Origin of the sequence: Chryseobacterium sp. KLBC 52 (genome assembly GCF_003347605.1) — a bacterium.
GTDB lineage: Bacteria > Bacteroidota > Bacteroidia > Flavobacteriales > Weeksellaceae > Chryseobacterium.
The window spans coordinates 42257-58921 of sequence record NZ_QDFZ01000009.1; the positions used below are offsets into that span (position 1 = coordinate 42257).

A 16665-nucleotide genomic window follows, 5' to 3' on the forward strand; every position below is an offset into this window, starting at 1 on the left:
TTATCTTTGTCGCATTCAAAAAAACATTATGAGTATTCACATCAGTGCAAAAAAAGGAGAAATTGCTAAAGTAGTATTGCAGCCGGGGGATCCGCTTCGTGCACAGTATATTGCTGAAAATTATTTAGAAAATGCTAAACTGGTAAGCAAAACCAGAGGTATTTTTTATTATACAGGACTTTATAAAGGGAAAGAAATCACTGTAGGAGCAAGTGGAATGGGTTTTCCAAGTATCGGAATTTATTCTTTTGAGTTGTTTACAGAATATGAAGTAGATACGATCATCAGAATCGGAACTTGTGGTGCTTACAATACAGATCTTCAACTTTTTGATATTTTAAATATTGATAAAGCTGCCAGCGAAAGTACGTACGCTAAATATGCATGGGGAATTGAAGACGAAATCCTTTCTCACCAGGGGAATATCTTTAACACCATTAATGAAACGGCTAAAGATTTATCTTTGAATGCTAAAGCCATCAATATCCACAGTAGTGATATTTTCTACAGAAAAGATCCTAACACTCCGGAAATTGCTACCAAATATAACTGTCCTGCAGTAGAAATGGAAGCTTTTGGTTTATTTGCCAATGCCCAGCATTTAGGAAAAAATGCAGCAACTATTCTTACGGTAACGGATATTATTCCTACCCACGAAAAAATCTCTGCTGATGAAAGAGAAACAGCTTTGAATCCTATGATGGAACTGGCTTTGGAATCGGCTATAAAAAGTTTGTAAGAACTCAATTCATTATAAAAAAAGAGCTTTACTTCATCAGTAGAGCTCTTTTTTATAGTCTGAAAAAATTTCTGGCAGTTTCTGTAGTCTCATCTGCCACTTCAGAAATGCTGATCTTCTTCAGATGGGCAACGGTTTGTGCTACATAAGATAAGAATGAAGGTTCATTTCGTCTGTTATGTATTCTCGGCATATTCTTCGGAAGCATAAAAGGGGCGTCTGTTTCAATCATCATCCGGTCAAGAGGTGTATATTTTATAACGTCTTCAAGGTGTTTAAATCTTTTCTCATCACTGATAGCGCCTGTAAATCCTAAATAAAATCCTTTATCCAGATAGGTCTTTGCCTCATTCAAGGTTCCGGTAAAGCAGTGTACAACGGCTTCAGGTAGCTTTGAAAGATAGTTATCTGTGATTTCATTAAACCTTTTAAATGCGGATCTTTCATGAAGAAAAAGGGGTTTATTTGTTTCTACGGCGAGTTCCAGCTGTGCCTGATAACATTTTTCCTGCAGAGATCTCGGGGAGAAATCACGGTCAAAGTCAAGACCGCACTCTCCTACGGAAATCACATGATCCTGCTTTAATAGTTTTCTGAGCTCATCAATACTTTGTTCATTAAAAGATTTGGCATCATGGGGATGAATTCCGGCTGTTGAAAATAAAATTTCGGGATATTCTTCTGCAATTTCCGCCGACTCTCTGCTTCCACGTATGCTGGTTCCGGTGAGAATCATATGTTCAACACCCTCGTCCAAAGCGCGGTTAATAATTTCTTCGTGTTCGTTATAGAACTGTTTATTGGTCAGATTAATGCCAATATCAATATAAGCGTTCATATATTTTTTACTTTTTATTCGATGTTAATTTCTGAATATAAAATGGAAACTGACAGAATTCTGTTAGAAAATTTTTGTTCTGATTGATTCATAGCTTCTGTTTCTTGTCTGCAAAACTAGAAGCATGGTGCGCAATGTTTTTACGCAGTTAAAAAGAAGAAAAGTAAAAAGACAAAATACTTTTAAGATTAAAAAATCTGCATAATCTGCATAATCTGTGAGCGTTTTTATTTTCCCACGGATTTCACAGATGGCGCAGATGTTTGTGGATAACTTATTCGTTGATAAATTTTTCGAGAAAACCAATCAGCTTTGTTCCTCCGTGGCTCCAGCGGATTCCATGGCCTTCTTTTTCCCGAACTTCAAAAACCAACCCATGCTTGTAATGGAAGAAAACATTCCACCAGGTTTTATGATCAAAAATATCATTGATTTTTGCCATTACTTTTTCCTGCTTCTGTTGGTTATTTCCTTTTATGTCTCCCCAAAAATCATCATCCATTCTTCCAATATGCTTTTCCCAGGCTCTTTGTGCAATGGTAATTTCATTGTTGAATGGTTCTTTGCAGGCATTGATCAGCATTGCTTTCAATGGCGGAACAGCATTTTCATCACGGATGCTGGCAGAGGTAAGTCTTTGTCCCAAAACATTCAGCCAATGCTCAAAAGGAATTGCTTCCAGAAGTTGAACTTTTACCTCATCTGAATCATTATCATCAAGAATTTTCAAGAATTTTTCAAAGCTTTCCTGTCTGTTGATCTTTATTTCTTCATTAAAATAGGGAAAATCCCAATCTAAGATTCCTTCTTTAAATCTGTGAATATTTTTCTCCAGGTTTTCCAGATGTTCTTTTGCTAAAAGAGCTTTGTATTGATCTTTCCATGGTTCGGAAAACAGAGCAATATAAGGTTCGAACATATTCATATTTTACGTCATTTTGATCAGATTAGCAGGAAGTCGTTCTTCTGTGATCAGGTAGCTGATCAGATTAAACCATTCTTTACAATGATCCAGAATCCAGGCATCTGAGGAAATAACGATTGCGGAACTTTCTGCCAGGAATTTATCCGGATTGTATTGCAGATCTGCCTCCCAGTTAAGATGATATTCTTCGGCAAATTCCAGAATAATCTGTTTGATTCTTCCACTGTTGGAAACCGGCTTATCAAATATCCATATCAGTTGATCAATCTGATTTTTCCTGTAAAAAGAAGCTACCAATTCGACTGCTCTTAAGGTTTGATTCACTCTTTTATAAGTTCCATGTACACCTGAAAGATCTCGGATGCAGCCATCCAATCCTTCAAAAACATAAGCTTCTGAAAGCAGACTTTCCAGTAAGATAAGAATATTGAACCCATCAAGATATACCGTTTTATCTTTTAAATCTGAAGCATCAACATGCTTTAACTGTCTGTTATGAAGCTGTTGAATAGATGCTGATGCTCCCCGAAGAGCTTGTATCTGGCGGGTTTTCAATCTATATCTGTTACCCACAAGATCTGAAGCCGCTTTTTCCGGATACTCTCTGCTTAACAGGTACTGCATGTCTTCAACAGCCATTTTCAGCTTACTGATCTGTTTTTCTGAGCCAAATAAGGTATCATCACCTGTATTTTTTCCACGGTTTCTGTTATTCATACTCAAAAATAGAGTTTTTGGTGAATTTTTATGGTAAGAAATTGATTTTAATAGGTAATGCTAAAAACCACCCCGTCAAAAATTCTTTGAATTTTCGCCACCCCTCCAGAGGATGGGAATCGGGTACTTTTGATGCAAATTTTGCCCATAATATTATTTTTCTCATTCTGAATTGGGATCTGTTATGTTTTCTACAACAAAAGAGATATTTCGTACAACATATTGATGTTTATTAGAAATAAGTTTGCAAAGACTTAAAAATACCCTTATGAATACACTGAAAAAATTATGCTACCTGTCTGCTGCTATACTGTTATCAGTATCTTTTGTTTCATGCTCAAATGATGATAATGAAATAAGTATTGAACAACAGACCCCCTCACAGGTATTGTCTTCTACTCCATGGGAAACTACAGGAGCCAGAGATAAAAGTGGAAACAATGTAGCCCTTACTGATGCCAGCGTGGCAGGATATGTAGGTTTTGCTTATTTCAAAGCAGATGGAAAGTTTGCGATTTATAATCTGACTGACGTATTAAGATCCATGGGAACATGGTCTGTAGATGCTCAGGGAAAGACCAGAACTATTGCAGCATTAAACCCGGATGGGACAACTATTTTTACCCGTGATGTTGAAATTCTTGTTTTGAACAAAAATGAGTTCACTTACAGAATTCGTCCTAATTCCAGTGATCAGTCAGTTTATTATGATATCATCCACACAAGAACCACTCATGCAGAGCCAGCCAATGGGCAGCTTACTTTGGCTTCTACTCCATGGGAAACTACTGGTGCTAAGGATAAAAGTGGGAATAATGTTGCATTAAATGATGCGAGTGTAGCCGGATTTGTGGGATATTCTTACTTCAAAGCCAACGGTACTTTTAAAATTTTCGGTTTAAATGATGTGTTAAGATCTGAAGGAACATGGTCTATCTCTCCGGATGGAAAGAAGAGAACCCTTACCACTCCTACTTTTACGCGCGTTGTCGATATTCTGGTTCTGAACGAAACGACATTTACTTACAGAATTACGCCTGATGCTGGTAACCCATCTGTGTTTTACGATATTATTCATACTAAGGTTAACCATAAGGAGCCTTTGTAGTGATTATTTTTTGATAAGAAGGAAGAAACCTGCTCAATGATGGGCAGGTCTTTATATTTTAAAATTAAAAAGGATGTATTATTGGTAAGTTATTTATCTGTATTCTTCCCACCATTTTTTCCAGATTGTAGTTCCCAGTTGATCCAGATTGACTTTTTCTCCCATCATCGGAAGGGTTATTGGTACCTTATTTTCTTCTGCATGTTTTGAAGCCAACTCTAAAGGTTCGTACCATGTATGCTGAGCCAGCCTGAATTTGGAATGGTGTACCGGGATAAAGTTTTGGGCTTTCAGTTCTTTTATTTCGGTCATCAATTGCTCCGGTAATGTATGGATATAAGGCCACTTTTCGTTATACTGTCCATTTTCCATTACGGCTAAATCAAATGGTCCGTATTTTTCTCCAATTTCTGCAAAATGGTTTCCATAGCCGCTGTCACCTCCTAAAAACAGATTTTTAGTCGGAGTTTTTAAAACAAAAGAAGTCCATAGTGAGATATTGCGGTTCAGCAATCTTCCGGAAAAATGTCTTGCGGGAGTGAGTGTAACCCTGAAGCCTTCTGCAATGTCTATACTTTCCCACCAGTTTTTTTCAATAATGGTATCAAAGCTCCAGCCCCAATATTCAAAGTGCTGTCCGGTTCCCAGGCCACAAATAACTTTACCTACTTTATCTTTTAATTCCTGAACGGTTTTATAATCAAGATGATCCCAATGGTCATGGGAGATGAGCAGAAAATCTATATCCGGCATATGTTCCGGTTTGTAATAATCTGCCCCCTGAAAAGCTTTTATAGAACCGGGCATCGGGGATGCATTACCACTGAAAACCGGGTCTATCAGGAATTTCTTTCCGTCAACCTGTATGAAATAGGAGCTGTGTCCGAACCATACCAACACATTTTCATCCGGCTGAAGATTCTTAAGATCAGTCACTACATACGGAAGAGCTGTTTTCGGTGATGTATTTTCTATTTTGCACAGGCTTTTGAGAAGCAATTTGGTCATGCTTTCTCCTTCTAACAGTGCCGGGGTTGTTAATATATTCTGAAATCGTCCGTTGAGATAATTGGGCAGTGTACTGAAATATTCTTTTCTTTTCTCATCGGGAAACTGTCCCAGCTGTTTTTTTAAACTTTTCATTCATTTAATTTTAAATCCAGCCATAGCTCTTAGAGAAATACACTCTATTTTATTGACCGGCAAATCTTACTATAAAATAAATATAAGCATAAGATTTTGAGATGTAAAAATAAAATTTAAAAGGATATGAAATTTAAATTATTCATTAATCAATGACAGATTCTTAAAAAAGCCATTTAACCAATCCGATCATGATGGTTCCTAATACTAAACAGAATAGTATCATTACCGCAAAAATCTTCCCAAATTCTGTCCAAAACTTTTTATGATCAAAAGTAAAATCAACAGGGTTAATATAATAGACCTCATAAACCAAAGGATTTATACGCAAATCTGGTCGAAAATGCACAATTCCCTGAATATATCTTCTTCGTAAAGCTCTCAGATTTCCAATATAAGTACTGTAACCTGCATCCATTCCATTAAAATCAACTTCTGTTACCGAGCCATTATTATTTACTTTCAATATATAAGTTTTATGCCTTGGACTCACACTCACATCATATTCATCAGAAAAGGAATATTTTTTCAGATTATTGTACAAGATCTCATCTATCGTTCCATCGGCTCTTTCGTAGTGAATTCCTCTATCATCAACCTCTATCGTTCTGACTATTCTTTTTCTGATTCTCCGCCGGTAAAGAAAAAAACGGTATAAACCGAAAGCAAGCGCCGGATAGTATAGTATGGCTACAATAATAAATATGATTAGTTTATCGCTCATCACAACAGGTAATCCTGCTATGATCATAAACGCTGCCAACAATAAAAGTATTCCAAAAGTCCTGGTTATCCAGGTCATGAACCACCATGTTTTAGATGTTAATGGCAAAAAATCTTTTCTTATATCCTCTTGCATCTGTTCAAGATACGAAAAAATTAAGTAAACTCTGGTAAAAACGGAAGCTGGAAGAGTGAAGCTGGAGGCAACTGTTAGTCTGATAATGTCTGTTGTTACCACAAACTCAATGAAATTTTTCCTTAAAAAGATGATAGGTTTTTGAGAGTCTCTTTTGTTATGATTTCAATACCTTCCCTCCTCCGGCTTCCGGCTTCCCAACTATAGTACAAAAGAGCCACAGCAGCACCATGACTCTTTTTACCAAATTGAAAATAAGATATAATTATTGAAACTACGAAATCGTATAGGTCTTTTCTGTTGTGGTATTGTAGGTATCGGAAATCACATTGTCTACAAACCTCCATTCTGCAGTAGAACTTCCGGTGGTAAATTTCACATGGAGATAGCCTCTTTTATAAAGATTGGCATAATCCAGATCATCAATCAGTAGTGAAAATGCCTGGGCCAGTTCTATTGCTTTTGTTGGATCTGAAGTAATCCCCAGATATCCTTCCAGGCCAGGAGAAGAAACTGAACTGCAGGCAAGCTCTGTCCCTATAAATTTACCCTGTGCATCGGTTAGTTTTCCCAGCCATGCATTATGGGTATCTCCTGCTAATACCACTACATTTTTGCCTGCAAGAAGGGAATAAAGCTGTTCTCTTTCCATGAAATATCCATCCCATGCATCGAGATTGTAGGGTAAAGTAGTTTTGATTCTTGCAATTTCCTGCGGAGTCAGTGTTGGATCCTGCTGCTGGTGTCTTGTTTTAAGAATAATCAGTTGAGTGATGGTATTCTGAAGAGCCTGCATGGTAGCTGGCTGTGCGCTTCCATGTTGTTTAATTTCTGCCAGAATCTGATTCAACAGCATCAATAACTCTGCTGGAACCATCATTTTAGTCATTAAAATCTGCTGCCCCAATACCTTCCATTTTGCAGTATCGCTGTTGATCTGAGAGCCCAGCCATGCCATTTGCTCATTACCGATCAGTCTTCTGTTAGTACTTAAAAAATCTGTTTTAAACTGTATCTGATTAAAATTTCCTGTGCTATCAATATAATCGGAATATTCCATTTGCTTATCTCTGGCAATCACCCTTGTATCCATCATGTAAAGGGAAACGATATTGCCGAAGTTAAAGCTTCTGTAAATTCTCATATCTTTCCCTGTTTTAAGAGGAATATATTCGCTGTAAGCCTGAAAAGCTGCCATTTTTCTTGCCTGAAAATCTCCTTCGTTAGGCTGATGGTTTTCTGCTCCGGATTTATAGGTATCATTGGCAAATTCATGGTCATCCCAAACACAGATGAACGGTTTTTTCTGATGAAGAAGCTGAAGATTCTTATCTCCTCTGTATTGTCTGTAGCGTTCTCTGTAATCGCTGAGGTTAAGAATTTCCTTCGCCGGCTGATGGGCTCTTCCCAATTGATTGGTGTAAGGGTTTGTCCCGTATTGTCCCGGCGCATATTCATAAATATAATCTCCAAGGTGTACTACAACATCTGCTTCAGATTTTGCAATTGCGCCGTACACATTGAAAAGTCCTGCAGGAAAGTTGGAACAAGATACCACTGCCATTTTCACTTCACTTACAGCATCTGATTTTGAAGGTAAAGTAAGGGTTTCTCCTGTTACGCTGACTTCCTTGGTTTTACCGTTATAAAATCTATAGTAATATTTTGTATTGGAAGAGATATTCTGAACATCTACTGCTACAGTAAAATCGTTGACAACTGTGGCATTTGCCTGCCCTCTTCTTACCACTTCTGAAAAGTTACTGTTCTTACTGATTTCCCACGTAATCTCGGCATCCGTTCCTTTTGAGTACCGGGTCCAGATAATAATTCCTGTTGCGCTGGGATCAAAACTTGCTACCCCGGATTCAAAACCTCCGTTTTTAAGATCATCGGGAGCATTTCCATTTTCAGTAAAATCGTCACTGCAGCTTTCAATGAGAGGAGCGAGAAAAATTCCTCCGGCTGCCAATAGTGAATTTTTAAGAAATCTTCTTCTGTTGAATTGGTGGTTGTTTTCCATCATTACTTTTTTTGCAAAGCAACGGTATCTGGGAAAGAAGCTTGTTAACTGAATCTTAAATGTATTTTATGATTTTTTAAACAAATGTTTAATGTTATACATAGTAAATTACATTTGCTATATACTGCTGTAATGGGCATAGACAAAAGGAAACCTTTGCCGGTTTCCTTTTGTCTGAAAGTTTCACAGGAGAAACTTTATTTTCATCAAATATATCATTTAAGGTCTCTCATTTTTCTTTTATTCCCCCAATTCCAGCTGGTTTCTGACCAAATTAAAATATTCTCCTTTTTTAGAAACTAATTCCTGATGGTTACCTTGCTCTACAACTTCACCCTTTTTCAAAACGATAATATTGTCTGCACTCTTTACGGTGGATAAACGGTGTGCAATGATAACTACGGTTCTTCCTTTGAAAAACTCCTGCAAATTGTCGTGTATAATTTTTTCATTTTCCGCATCCAGTGCAGAGGTAGCTTCGTCAAAGAAAATAAAATCAGGATTTTTATATACGGCTCTGGCAATGAGAATACGTTGTTTCTGCCCGCCACTTAAATCATCGCCTGCTGCGCCTATCTTGGTATTAAACCCCAGAGGAAGGCTTTGAATCATTTCGTAGATATTGGCAAGTTTGCATGCACTGATCAATAGTTCTTCATCTACATCTCCCTGCATTGCAATGTTCTCCTGTATTGTTCCGCTGAAAATGTAAGAATCCTGAAGCACAACGCCACAATTGTCCCGCCACCAATCATGATTTATACGAAACAGCTCTTCATTTCCTATTTTTAATTCTCCGTCTGAAGAGGGATAAAAGCCCAGCAACAGTTTAGATAAAGTGGTTTTTCCGCTACCACTTTCCCCAACGATTGCTACTACTTTCCCATTAGGAATTTGAAAATTAATATTTTTTAAAACATAGGGCTGATGTCCTCCGGGATATTTGAACCACAGATTATTTAAGCTGATATCCTGACGCAGAAGGGTATGATTTCCGTCTTTTAAATTTATATTTTCGTCAGTTTGCTGCAGTATTTCCTGCACTCTTTTATACACCAAACTTGAATCCTGAAATGAGCGGAAAAAAGCTACCAGGTTTTCTATGGGAGCTGATGCAATACCTATTATATAACCTATACTCAGCATCTCTCCAACAGTCATTTTCCCAAGTGACACCCAATAAACACACAAGAAAGTGGTTGAAAATATAAATAATTGCTTAATTATACTGGTAACATTGGTCTGGTAAATATCCAGAGTAAGACTTTTTACTTTAGTCTTGTATATTTTTTTCTGAAGCTCCTCCCACTTTGATATTTTAGAAATGTGAGCATTACTGATTTTAACAGAAACCATTCCGGTAATCATCTCTACAAGATGATTTTTATTTTCTGAATTGAGTTTAAAGGCATAATAATCTATAATTCTCCTCTTATTATTGAACAGGTAAATCCAAACGGTGGAAAAAACAGCGAGGCCAATAAATCCCAATGCAATATAATGATTGTATAGTAAAAGCCTTATAACCAATACAACCAGTAAAAATACTGATAAAACGTTAGACAGCAGCTGCCGGGTCAGTAACTGTTCTATTTTGGCCTGTTCTTCTATTTTTTGTAACAAATCTGTATATAATCTGTTTTCAAAAAAAGATATGGGAAGCCTGACCGTCTTTTGCAGCAGATCATTCAACATTTTGATACTTACCTGCGAGCTGAAATGTACACCCACAAAGTTCTGAAGAATAGTGATGAGTATTTGTCCGCCATATAAAAGCATTTGAAAGCCAAAGATTCCAACAATAATTTTTCCTTCTTTTGACTTCATGCCTTCATCAAACATTTTTTGGATCAGCTGAGGAAAAATATACGAAATAACGGAACTGATTGTGATTAAAAAAATCAAGAAACCTATTTTGAAGTTTTGTTTTTCTAACACAGAATGAATATAGCTTTTAAAGATCTTTAAATCTTTTTGTTCAAACGGAGGTTGAAATTCAACAAATTCTTCTGTTGGAATCAATTGTAATCCTATTCCTTCCTGATCAGATGAAGAGATCCAAAGTTTAGTAAACTGCTCTTTTTTAAGTCTTAATCTTCCGTATTTGGGGTCTGAAATATAATAAAAATCATTTTTGATCTTATAAAGTACAACAAAATGTTCCTGCTCCCAATGTAAGATGCATGGCAGATGCACATCTTCGTTCAGCGTAGATAAATCTACCTTAAAAGGAGTGGTATGGAAATAAAGTTTTCTCCCGGCATCATTAATATCTGCCAAAGTAACACCGGAACGCGTTACTTCGGTAAGATTTCTCAGAAATACCAGATCGCAGTTTTTGCCATAGTATTTTAAAATAATCTTCAGGCAAACCGGACCGCAATCCATCTGTTCTATTTGGGAATAAAAGGGAAATTTGTTGAACACAATAATAAGTTAAATTGTTATGCCTAGTGTTTTTAGCTTTTTAGTAAATTCTTCATCATTTACTAACTGCTCGTTATTGGATATTTTATCTAAATAATTTTCAATTATAATTTTCACTAATTTCTGAGGAGAACTTTTAATATGAGAAAAATTTTCGTTCAGATACTCTAAAAAGTCTTCATCATCAATTTTATCAATGCAGCACATGGCAGCCAGTAAATTTTCCTGATCTCCGGAATATTCATTGGATTTTACAAGCGAATGAAATATTTGCTGAAATATCCTTGCTGTTTTTTGATCATCCTGTATGGATTTCTGAATTGCAACATAAGAATTGTTAATGATATGCTTTAGCATTCCCTGCTTATCAATCAATGGCAAATCTTCAGCAATTTTTTGATAATGGGTATTTTCATGTTTGTTAAACATGAAAAAAGCAATGATTTTCAAAACTTCTTCCTTATAACGCTCCTGATCTTTTACGCGTGCATAAATTCTGATTTTATTGAGTGACTGCTCACCAATAATGATAGCAAAATAAGGAAACGTTTTACTTTGAATTAAAGCACTTTCAATAGCCCTGTTAATATTTTCTTCTGCCAGTTCAAAATCATTTTCTACATAATTTTTATAAGCAAGCAAAGCATAATCTAAACTAATCATCCCATGTTCTATAGGATCGATGAAGTAACTCTGCAGATTCTGCATTTTTAAATAATGGTAGTTTCCTAAAGTAGCATTCCCCACACGAAAAGCAGAGAGTGATTTTTCAGACAGGTTCATATAGTAAAACAACCCAGCCTGGATATCTTCCGGAATATCTTTTCTAAATTCCTCAATCAGATTTTCGAAAATATGTCTTGGCTTTTTCACCTCATATTCCCGGAATTCTACTGTTTTTATTTTGTCTAGAATTATTGTTTCCATACATTATTTGTTAAGAAAGCACAGCCTGTTCATTAATATATCTCTGAAGAAGAATTCTATCATCAATATTAAATTTGAAGGAAGGACACGCAGGAATATTATCGTACCAGTTTTTCGGACATGCTCCACCGCATAAAGGAAGAAATTTACAGCTCTTGCACCATGAGTTATTATCTGGAATTTCATTAAACCAGTTTCTCATTACAATATTTTTACTGTCAACATCTTTATCTTTCACGATATTACCTGCGTAGAACTCAGAGTTGTCATATTTTGGAGTGTACGGAATTTCCCAGCATGTAGAGACATTTCCGAAAGCATCAAATACTTCTGAAGTCTGGCTCACTACCATACATGGCTTTGTAACCCTTTCAGGAATGATCTGGGTTTTAAACTTTGCTTTTGATTGTAAAAGTTTCATATAAACTTCTATTTCAAGCTCTGCAAATTCTTCTTTTGAAACTCCTTTGATGGTTGCCTTATTATCACCCCAGTCGTGAATGGGTGCCAGGTAGAAACTTACATGTTCCAAAATACCTTCAGCTTCTAAATAATCAATAAAGTCTATTACATTGTAGCTGTTTTCTTTATCTACATTACATCTAATATTGAAGCTGGCTTCTTTTTGATACAATTCAGAATTGACAATTTCTTTTATATTCTTAATAATGATATCAAAACTGTTTGAACCGTTTTTCAGATATCTTCTCTTATCATGGAATTCCTGAGTTCCATCCACAGTGATCTGATATTCTGTAATTCTGTAGTTTTTTACCAGTTTCTCAAAAAGTGAGTATTTAAGACTTAAAGCATTGGTGATAATTCTGGAAGAATATTTTAAGTTTTTTTCTTCACACAAACTGATCAAACGGGTTGACAAATTAGAAATCGCTGATAAGCCTGTTAAAGGTTCCCCTCCGTACCAGGTAATGCTTAAATGTTCAAGATCACCCGATAAGTCCTCCATTTTATTAATGATTCTATCATAAGTAAGATCTAAAACTTCTTTAGACATACTTTTGTTGGTATGGAGCTGTCCACAATAGTGACATCCCAGCTGGCAGTTTCCGGATGGCTGAATCACATAAGAAAGTGTTTTAAGATCCTGATGATCTACAGACATGATATTGTCTGAAAGGATTTCTCTTAATTCATCTTCAAACTCAGGTACGTAAAATTCATTTTTTATAAGGTTGATAAAAATTTCTTCAGGAATTTCTGTGGTTTCAAGATTACATATTTTTTCGTATAATCCTTTTTTCACTTCAATAGATGTTCCGGAACGGGTAGAAAAAAGAATGATGTGATCATCTAAAATCTCTTCGTTTTCTATGGTATGGATATATCTTGATAATTTGTATTTCATAATTATTTTTTTTTAACATTAAATAGAGTAGCACGAATGCTACTCTACTTTTTACTTTAGTTGTAACTCCAACAGTCGTTACCACTGCAAGTTTGTGTACCTCCGAACCCCCAGCAGTCATTCTGGCTTGTGCAGGTTGCCGCTAATTCTAAAGGTAACTTACCTCCCTTGATTGTCTTTACTGAATTTTCGCTCATTCCCTGTAGCTTGTTTTCAGTGATTTTTTTAGACAATTCAAACAATTTTTTGTTTTTCATAACAATAAATCTTAGGTTAATTTTTTTTCTTGTAAAGTTTTAATTCCACACAAGACCCTGCAGAACGTAATTGATGGAATCAGAGTTTAGTTATAACTCCAGCAGCTGTTACCACTGCAAGTAGCTGTACCTCCAAATCCCCAGCAGCTGTTCTGGCTTGTGCAGTCTGCAGCTAGTTCTAGAGGCAGTTTACCTCCTTTGATTGTCTTTACTGAATTTTCGCTCATTCCCTGTAGCTTGTTTTCAGTGATTTTTTTAGACAATTCAAACAATTTTTTGTTTTTCATTACAATAAATTTTCATGGTTATCATTTCCCTGAACAGTTTTAATTCCACACAGGGCTATACAGAACACAAATTTCTTTATGAAAAGATCCAGCAATTAGGATCTGTGTGCAGATCCGGCCTGCACCCACTACAGGTACATTGGCTACAATGGTAAGCGAATAAGCCACCGGTAATAAATACCAGGCCTTCTTTCTGCAGTTTTTTCATTTTGACATTTGTGATTTTTTTAGAAATCGTTTCAAGCTTTTTGTTTTTCATAGAAATAAGTTTTTTATGTTTATTACGAGTCTTACCTCTATAAAAATTACTCAAGCTTAATAGATTATGATTTTAAAGAACTAATTTTCTTTTGTCATAAAATACCAGCACTCATTCTTGGAACAATCGCCAGCAGTACCTCCATATCCCCAGCATTCGTTCTCACGGCCGCATTCATTGGGTAATAATTCGAGAGACATGTTTCCCCCGGTAATAGTTCTTATTGAGTGGGCATCAGCTCCTAATAACTTGTTTTGCGTTATTTTTTTGGATAATTCATGTAATTTTTTATTCTTCATCCTGATAAGTTTCATGGTTAATAGTTTTTCCTGAAAAGTTCTGGCTTCAGAGAAGGCTCAATAAAAATCTTTATGAAAAGCTCCAGCAATCATTCGACGAGCAAACAAACGGACCACAGTAGGAATTACAATCAGGATGTCCGTAACAATCTCCAGTAATATTCTTTCCTGCATAGATTGTTAAAACTTCATGTTTTTCTAATTTTTTGATCTTACCAAGGGTTACCTTTTTGGATAACTCCACAAGTTTTTTGTTTTTCATGGTTATTAGTTTTTATTCTTAGTGTATTAGTTTTGTAGTAAAAAAAAGGATTATAGCCGCGGATTTTCGTTTTGAGTTCTACCCTTGTCTATATCGCCGGTATTCACCTTTTTTACTTTGTTGTTTCCAAATGTTTTGGATATGCTGAGTGATATGGATCTTAAATTGGATTGTGAAAGCGTTTCAATATATCCGTCATTATTATATTGCGTATTGCGGGAATTGGAAAGATTCAACAGATCTTTAACTGAAAGCTTGAATTTAAAATCTTTATAATTCTTTGAAATCTCAATCTGATTATTGATAAAATATCCATTCCTCTTATTAACCAGTGTATATGGAGAGGTGTAACCGAAGTTGTAGCTTATGTTCCATCCTTTATTCCATAGGTTGTTTCCACTAATCGTGACGGAAGAGTTATTATACCATGAACTCGGATGAACATCATAGATATCTGCATTATTGATATAATACATTCCTGTAGACAGATTGAACATCCATTTGTTTTCAAACAGTGGTTTGTTATAGTTCAATCCTACATAAAGACGTTTTACATTTCCTTCAAAGTTTTTGGGTCTTGTAATAGAAACATTATCTACGACCTCTGTATAAGGAAGAATAGGATTTTTTACAATTCCGAAATTACTTACAAACACCCAAGTTCTTTTGATGCTGTAGCTGGCATTAAACAAATACATCTTTGCCACATTCAGATCCGGGTTTCCTGTTTCCCACCAGGTTTCATTATTTTTATAAATAAATGGATTCAAATCATCTACATAAGGTCTCCATAATGCGGTTCTGTATCCAAGTGAAACTCTGTTATTTTTATTGATGGTATAGGACAAGTTGATGCTGGGTACAACATTATTGTAACTTCTGGAGAAATTCTCACTAACTGTATTTTGTTTTGCGTTGATGTTTGTATTTTCATAACGCAGCCCCAGGTTTACATCCAACGCCGAAAACAGTTTTTTCTTAACGTTGGTATATAACGCGTTGATATTTTCATGATACGTGAAATTATTAGAAAATATGGAGTTCAATGTACCGTCTGCATTGTAGTAAGCATAGGGGTTATCTGTAGAAAGCCAATTAAGCTTCCCTCCTGCTTCGAAACTAAGTTTTAATTTTTCAAAAGTCTTGGAGTAATCTACTCTTACCGTATAATTGTCCTTCTGATAATCGTTATATATTACATTAGAATATGGATTTGTCAAATTGAAAAACTCTGTCGTATTGTCTCTGTGATGAGTATAATAATCAAAGTTGATATCAAGTCTTTTGGATTTTTTATCATCATTAAAGCTGTAATAAACATTTCCTCCGAAAAGATTCAGTTTATCATTTTGTGTATTTACCGTTCTGTTTTCAAAAATTCCTCCTGTAGTATCATAATAGATATTCCTGTTTTCAAGGGAAGATTCCGGCGTTTTGTGGTAATATTCCAGAATACCGCCTATGCTGCTTTTCTCATTAAGCTCATAATCAAAACCTGTATTGCCTCCAAAATTGGTTTCCTTCATCAGTGTATTTCCTATAATCTGATTTCTGCTGGATTTTGAGCTGTAATTATCAATGCTGTTTCTTTGCAGGTCATTATTATTTTCAAAAAACAACATGGTATTATTTGAAAATCTGTTTTTATGATAATTTAAAGCAATATTTGCCTGCTGGCTGTTTTTTCTGTTTTGTTTATCTGTAATGGTAAAACTTCCTTTCAGTCCATCTGTTTCCAGTTTCTTCAGCTTCAGATTAATAATCATGGCATCCTCCAAATCATATTTTGAGGAAGGATTGGTAATCAGCTCTATCTTTACAAGATTAGAAGCCGGCATAGCATTAAGATATTGTATTAAATCTTTTCCTTTTAGAATTGATTTTCTGTCATTGATATAAACAGAGGCGTTCGTTCCCAAAAGAGTAATTTTATTATCATCTACTTTTAACAATGGTGTTTGAGAAAGAACTTCAGATATGTGATTCCCTACAACTAAGTCACTGTTTTCAACATTAAAAACAAAGCGGTCATCTTTTTGCTCAAAAAAAGGTTTCTTTCCGCTAACTTTTATTTCTGCGATCTGTTTTTCGATGACTTTATTAATAGAGTCTTTCTTTTCCTGCGAGAAGGCAAACAAAGGCAGCAAAACACTCACACATATTAATATTTTCCTCATGGATATTTAAATATTTCTAATGCAAACATCATAATTTTAGAAAAAATCTGCA

Annotated in this window: 16 protein-coding genes; 2 read left to right on the forward strand and 14 right to left on the reverse strand. The window is 35.5% G+C overall.

Annotated features, from left to right (window positions below; all coding sequences use genetic code 11):
• The first annotated feature begins 28 nt into the window (after nt 1–28).
• The gene (deoD, locus tag DDF69_RS11375; RefSeq protein ID WP_034693505.1) at nt 29–739 is read left to right on the forward strand and encodes a purine-nucleoside phosphorylase; all 711 of its coding nucleotides are present in this window, start codon (nt 29–31) and stop codon (nt 737–739) included.
• Between the two features lie 52 nt (nt 740–791).
• On the opposite strand, the gene DDF69_RS11380 is transcribed toward deoD, so the two are convergent.
• The 3 genes from DDF69_RS11380 to DDF69_RS11390 form a co-directional block, all read right to left on the reverse strand.
• Nucleotides 792–1577 carry a TatD family hydrolase gene (locus tag DDF69_RS11380; protein ID WP_114820884.1) on the reverse strand — a complete coding sequence of 262 codons (786 nt, stop codon included), beginning with the start codon at nt 1575–1577 and terminating at the stop codon, nt 792–794.
• Between the two features lie 274 nt (nt 1578–1851).
• A complete protein-coding gene (locus tag DDF69_RS11385; protein ID WP_114820885.1) occupies nt 1852–2502 on the reverse strand; it encodes a hypothetical protein in 651 nt (216 codons plus the stop codon).
• A gap of 3 nt (nt 2503–2505) precedes the next feature.
• Nucleotides 2506–3219, reverse strand: coding sequence for a DUF434 domain-containing protein (locus DDF69_RS11390; protein ID WP_185144339.1), 714 nt, complete (start codon nt 3217–3219; stop codon nt 2506–2508).
• A 268-nt stretch (nt 3220–3487) separates the two neighbouring features.
• Between DDF69_RS11390 and DDF69_RS22280 the strand changes: the two genes are divergently transcribed.
• Nucleotides 3488–4327, forward strand: coding sequence for a DUF4822 domain-containing protein (locus DDF69_RS22280; protein ID WP_228411972.1), 840 nt, complete (start codon nt 3488–3490; stop codon nt 4325–4327).
• A 93-nt stretch (nt 4328–4420) separates the two neighbouring features.
• Here DDF69_RS22280 and DDF69_RS11400 read toward each other — a convergent pair whose 3' ends face one another.
• From DDF69_RS11400 to DDF69_RS11445, 11 genes are all read right to left on the reverse strand, one after another.
• Nucleotides 4421–5470: an MBL fold metallo-hydrolase gene (locus DDF69_RS11400; protein WP_114820887.1), complete on the reverse strand. Its 1050-nt coding sequence runs from the start codon at nt 5468–5470 to the stop codon at nt 4421–4423.
• A 163-nt stretch (nt 5471–5633) separates the two neighbouring features.
• Entirely contained in the window at nt 5634–6272 is a 639-nt protein-coding gene (locus tag DDF69_RS11405; protein WP_162800908.1) for a hypothetical protein, read from the reverse strand.
• A gap of 331 nt (nt 6273–6603) precedes the next feature.
• Nucleotides 6604–8355 carry an alkaline phosphatase D family protein gene (locus DDF69_RS11410; protein ID WP_114820889.1) on the reverse strand — a complete coding sequence of 584 codons (1752 nt, stop codon included), beginning with the start codon at nt 8353–8355 and terminating at the stop codon, nt 6604–6606.
• Nucleotides 8356–8592: 237 nt separating this feature from the next.
• A complete protein-coding gene (locus tag DDF69_RS11415) occupies nt 8593–10779 on the reverse strand; it encodes a peptidase domain-containing ABC transporter (RefSeq protein WP_162800909.1) in 2187 nt (728 codons plus the stop codon).
• Nucleotides 10780–10788: 9 nt separating this feature from the next.
• Nucleotides 10789–11706, reverse strand: a complete 918-nt coding sequence (locus DDF69_RS11420) for a hypothetical protein (protein ID WP_114820891.1) — start codon at nt 11704–11706, stop codon at nt 10789–10791.
• A gap of 10 nt (nt 11707–11716) precedes the next feature.
• Complete coding sequence (locus tag DDF69_RS11425) at nt 11717–13072, reverse strand: radical SAM/SPASM domain-containing protein (RefSeq protein WP_114820892.1); 1356 nt, start codon at nt 13070–13072, stop codon at nt 11717–11719.
• Between the two features lie 56 nt (nt 13073–13128).
• Nucleotides 13129–13305 carry an ecotin gene (locus DDF69_RS11430; protein WP_228411973.1) on the reverse strand — a complete coding sequence of 59 codons (177 nt, stop codon included), beginning with the start codon at nt 13303–13305 and terminating at the stop codon, nt 13129–13131.
• Nucleotides 13306–13415: 110 nt separating this feature from the next.
• Nucleotides 13416–13616, reverse strand: coding sequence for an ecotin (locus tag DDF69_RS11435; protein WP_114820894.1), 201 nt, complete (start codon nt 13614–13616; stop codon nt 13416–13418).
• A gap of 339 nt (nt 13617–13955) precedes the next feature.
• Nucleotides 13956–14189 (reverse strand): ecotin, encoded by a 234-nt coding sequence (locus DDF69_RS11440; protein WP_228411974.1) that lies wholly within the window; start codon nt 14187–14189, stop codon nt 13956–13958.
• A 55-nt stretch (nt 14190–14244) separates the two neighbouring features.
• Entirely contained in the window at nt 14245–14436 is a 192-nt protein-coding gene (locus DDF69_RS22060; RefSeq protein WP_162800910.1) for an ecotin, read from the reverse strand.
• Nucleotides 14437–14486: 50 nt separating this feature from the next.
• Nucleotides 14487–16613: an outer membrane beta-barrel family protein gene (locus DDF69_RS11445; RefSeq protein WP_114820895.1), complete on the reverse strand. Its 2127-nt coding sequence runs from the start codon at nt 16611–16613 to the stop codon at nt 14487–14489.
• Nucleotides 16614–16665 lie beyond the last annotated feature (52 nt).

What these genes read in the sequence shown, in the direction of transcription:
- deoD (WP_034693505.1), top strand. Translation starts at nt 29, where the DNA reads ATGAGTATTCACATCAGTGCAAAAAAAGGAGAAATTGCTAAAGTAGTA.
- DDF69_RS11380 (WP_114820884.1), bottom strand. Translation starts at nt 1,577, where the DNA reads ATGAACGCTTATATTGATATTGGCATTAATCTGACCAATAAACAGTTC.
- DDF69_RS11385 (WP_114820885.1), bottom strand. Translation starts at nt 2,502, where the DNA reads ATGAATATGTTCGAACCTTATATTGCTCTGTTTTCCGAACCATGGAAA.
- DDF69_RS11390 (WP_185144339.1), bottom strand. Translation starts at nt 3,219, where the DNA reads ATGAATAACAGAAACCGTGGAAAAAATACAGGTGATGATACCTTATTT.
- DDF69_RS22280 (WP_228411972.1), top strand. Translation starts at nt 3,488, where the DNA reads ATGAATACACTGAAAAAATTATGCTACCTGTCTGCTGCTATACTGTTA.
- DDF69_RS11400 (WP_114820887.1), bottom strand. Translation starts at nt 5,470, where the DNA reads ATGAAAAGTTTAAAAAAACAGCTGGGACAGTTTCCCGATGAGAAAAGA.
- DDF69_RS11405 (WP_162800908.1), bottom strand. Translation starts at nt 6,272, where the DNA reads ATGACCTGGATAACCAGGACTTTTGGAATACTTTTATTGTTGGCAGCG.
- DDF69_RS11410 (WP_114820889.1), bottom strand. Translation starts at nt 8,355, where the DNA reads ATGATGGAAAACAACCACCAATTCAACAGAAGAAGATTTCTTAAAAAT.
- DDF69_RS11420 (WP_114820891.1), bottom strand. Translation starts at nt 11,706, where the DNA reads ATGGAAACAATAATTCTAGACAAAATAAAAACAGTAGAATTCCGGGAA.
- DDF69_RS11425 (WP_114820892.1), bottom strand. Translation starts at nt 13,072, where the DNA reads ATGAAATACAAATTATCAAGATATATCCATACCATAGAAAACGAAGAG.
- DDF69_RS11435 (WP_114820894.1), bottom strand. Translation starts at nt 13,616, where the DNA reads ATGAAAAACAAAAAATTGTTTGAATTGTCTAAAAAAATCACTGAAAAC.
- DDF69_RS11440 (WP_228411974.1), bottom strand. Translation starts at nt 14,189, where the DNA reads ATGAAACTTATCAGGATGAAGAATAAAAAATTACATGAATTATCCAAA.
- DDF69_RS22060 (WP_162800910.1), bottom strand. Translation starts at nt 14,436, where the DNA reads ATGAAAAACAAAAAACTTGTGGAGTTATCCAAAAAGGTAACCCTTGGT.
- DDF69_RS11445 (WP_114820895.1), bottom strand. Translation starts at nt 16,613, where the DNA reads ATGAGGAAAATATTAATATGTGTGAGTGTTTTGCTGCCTTTGTTTGCC.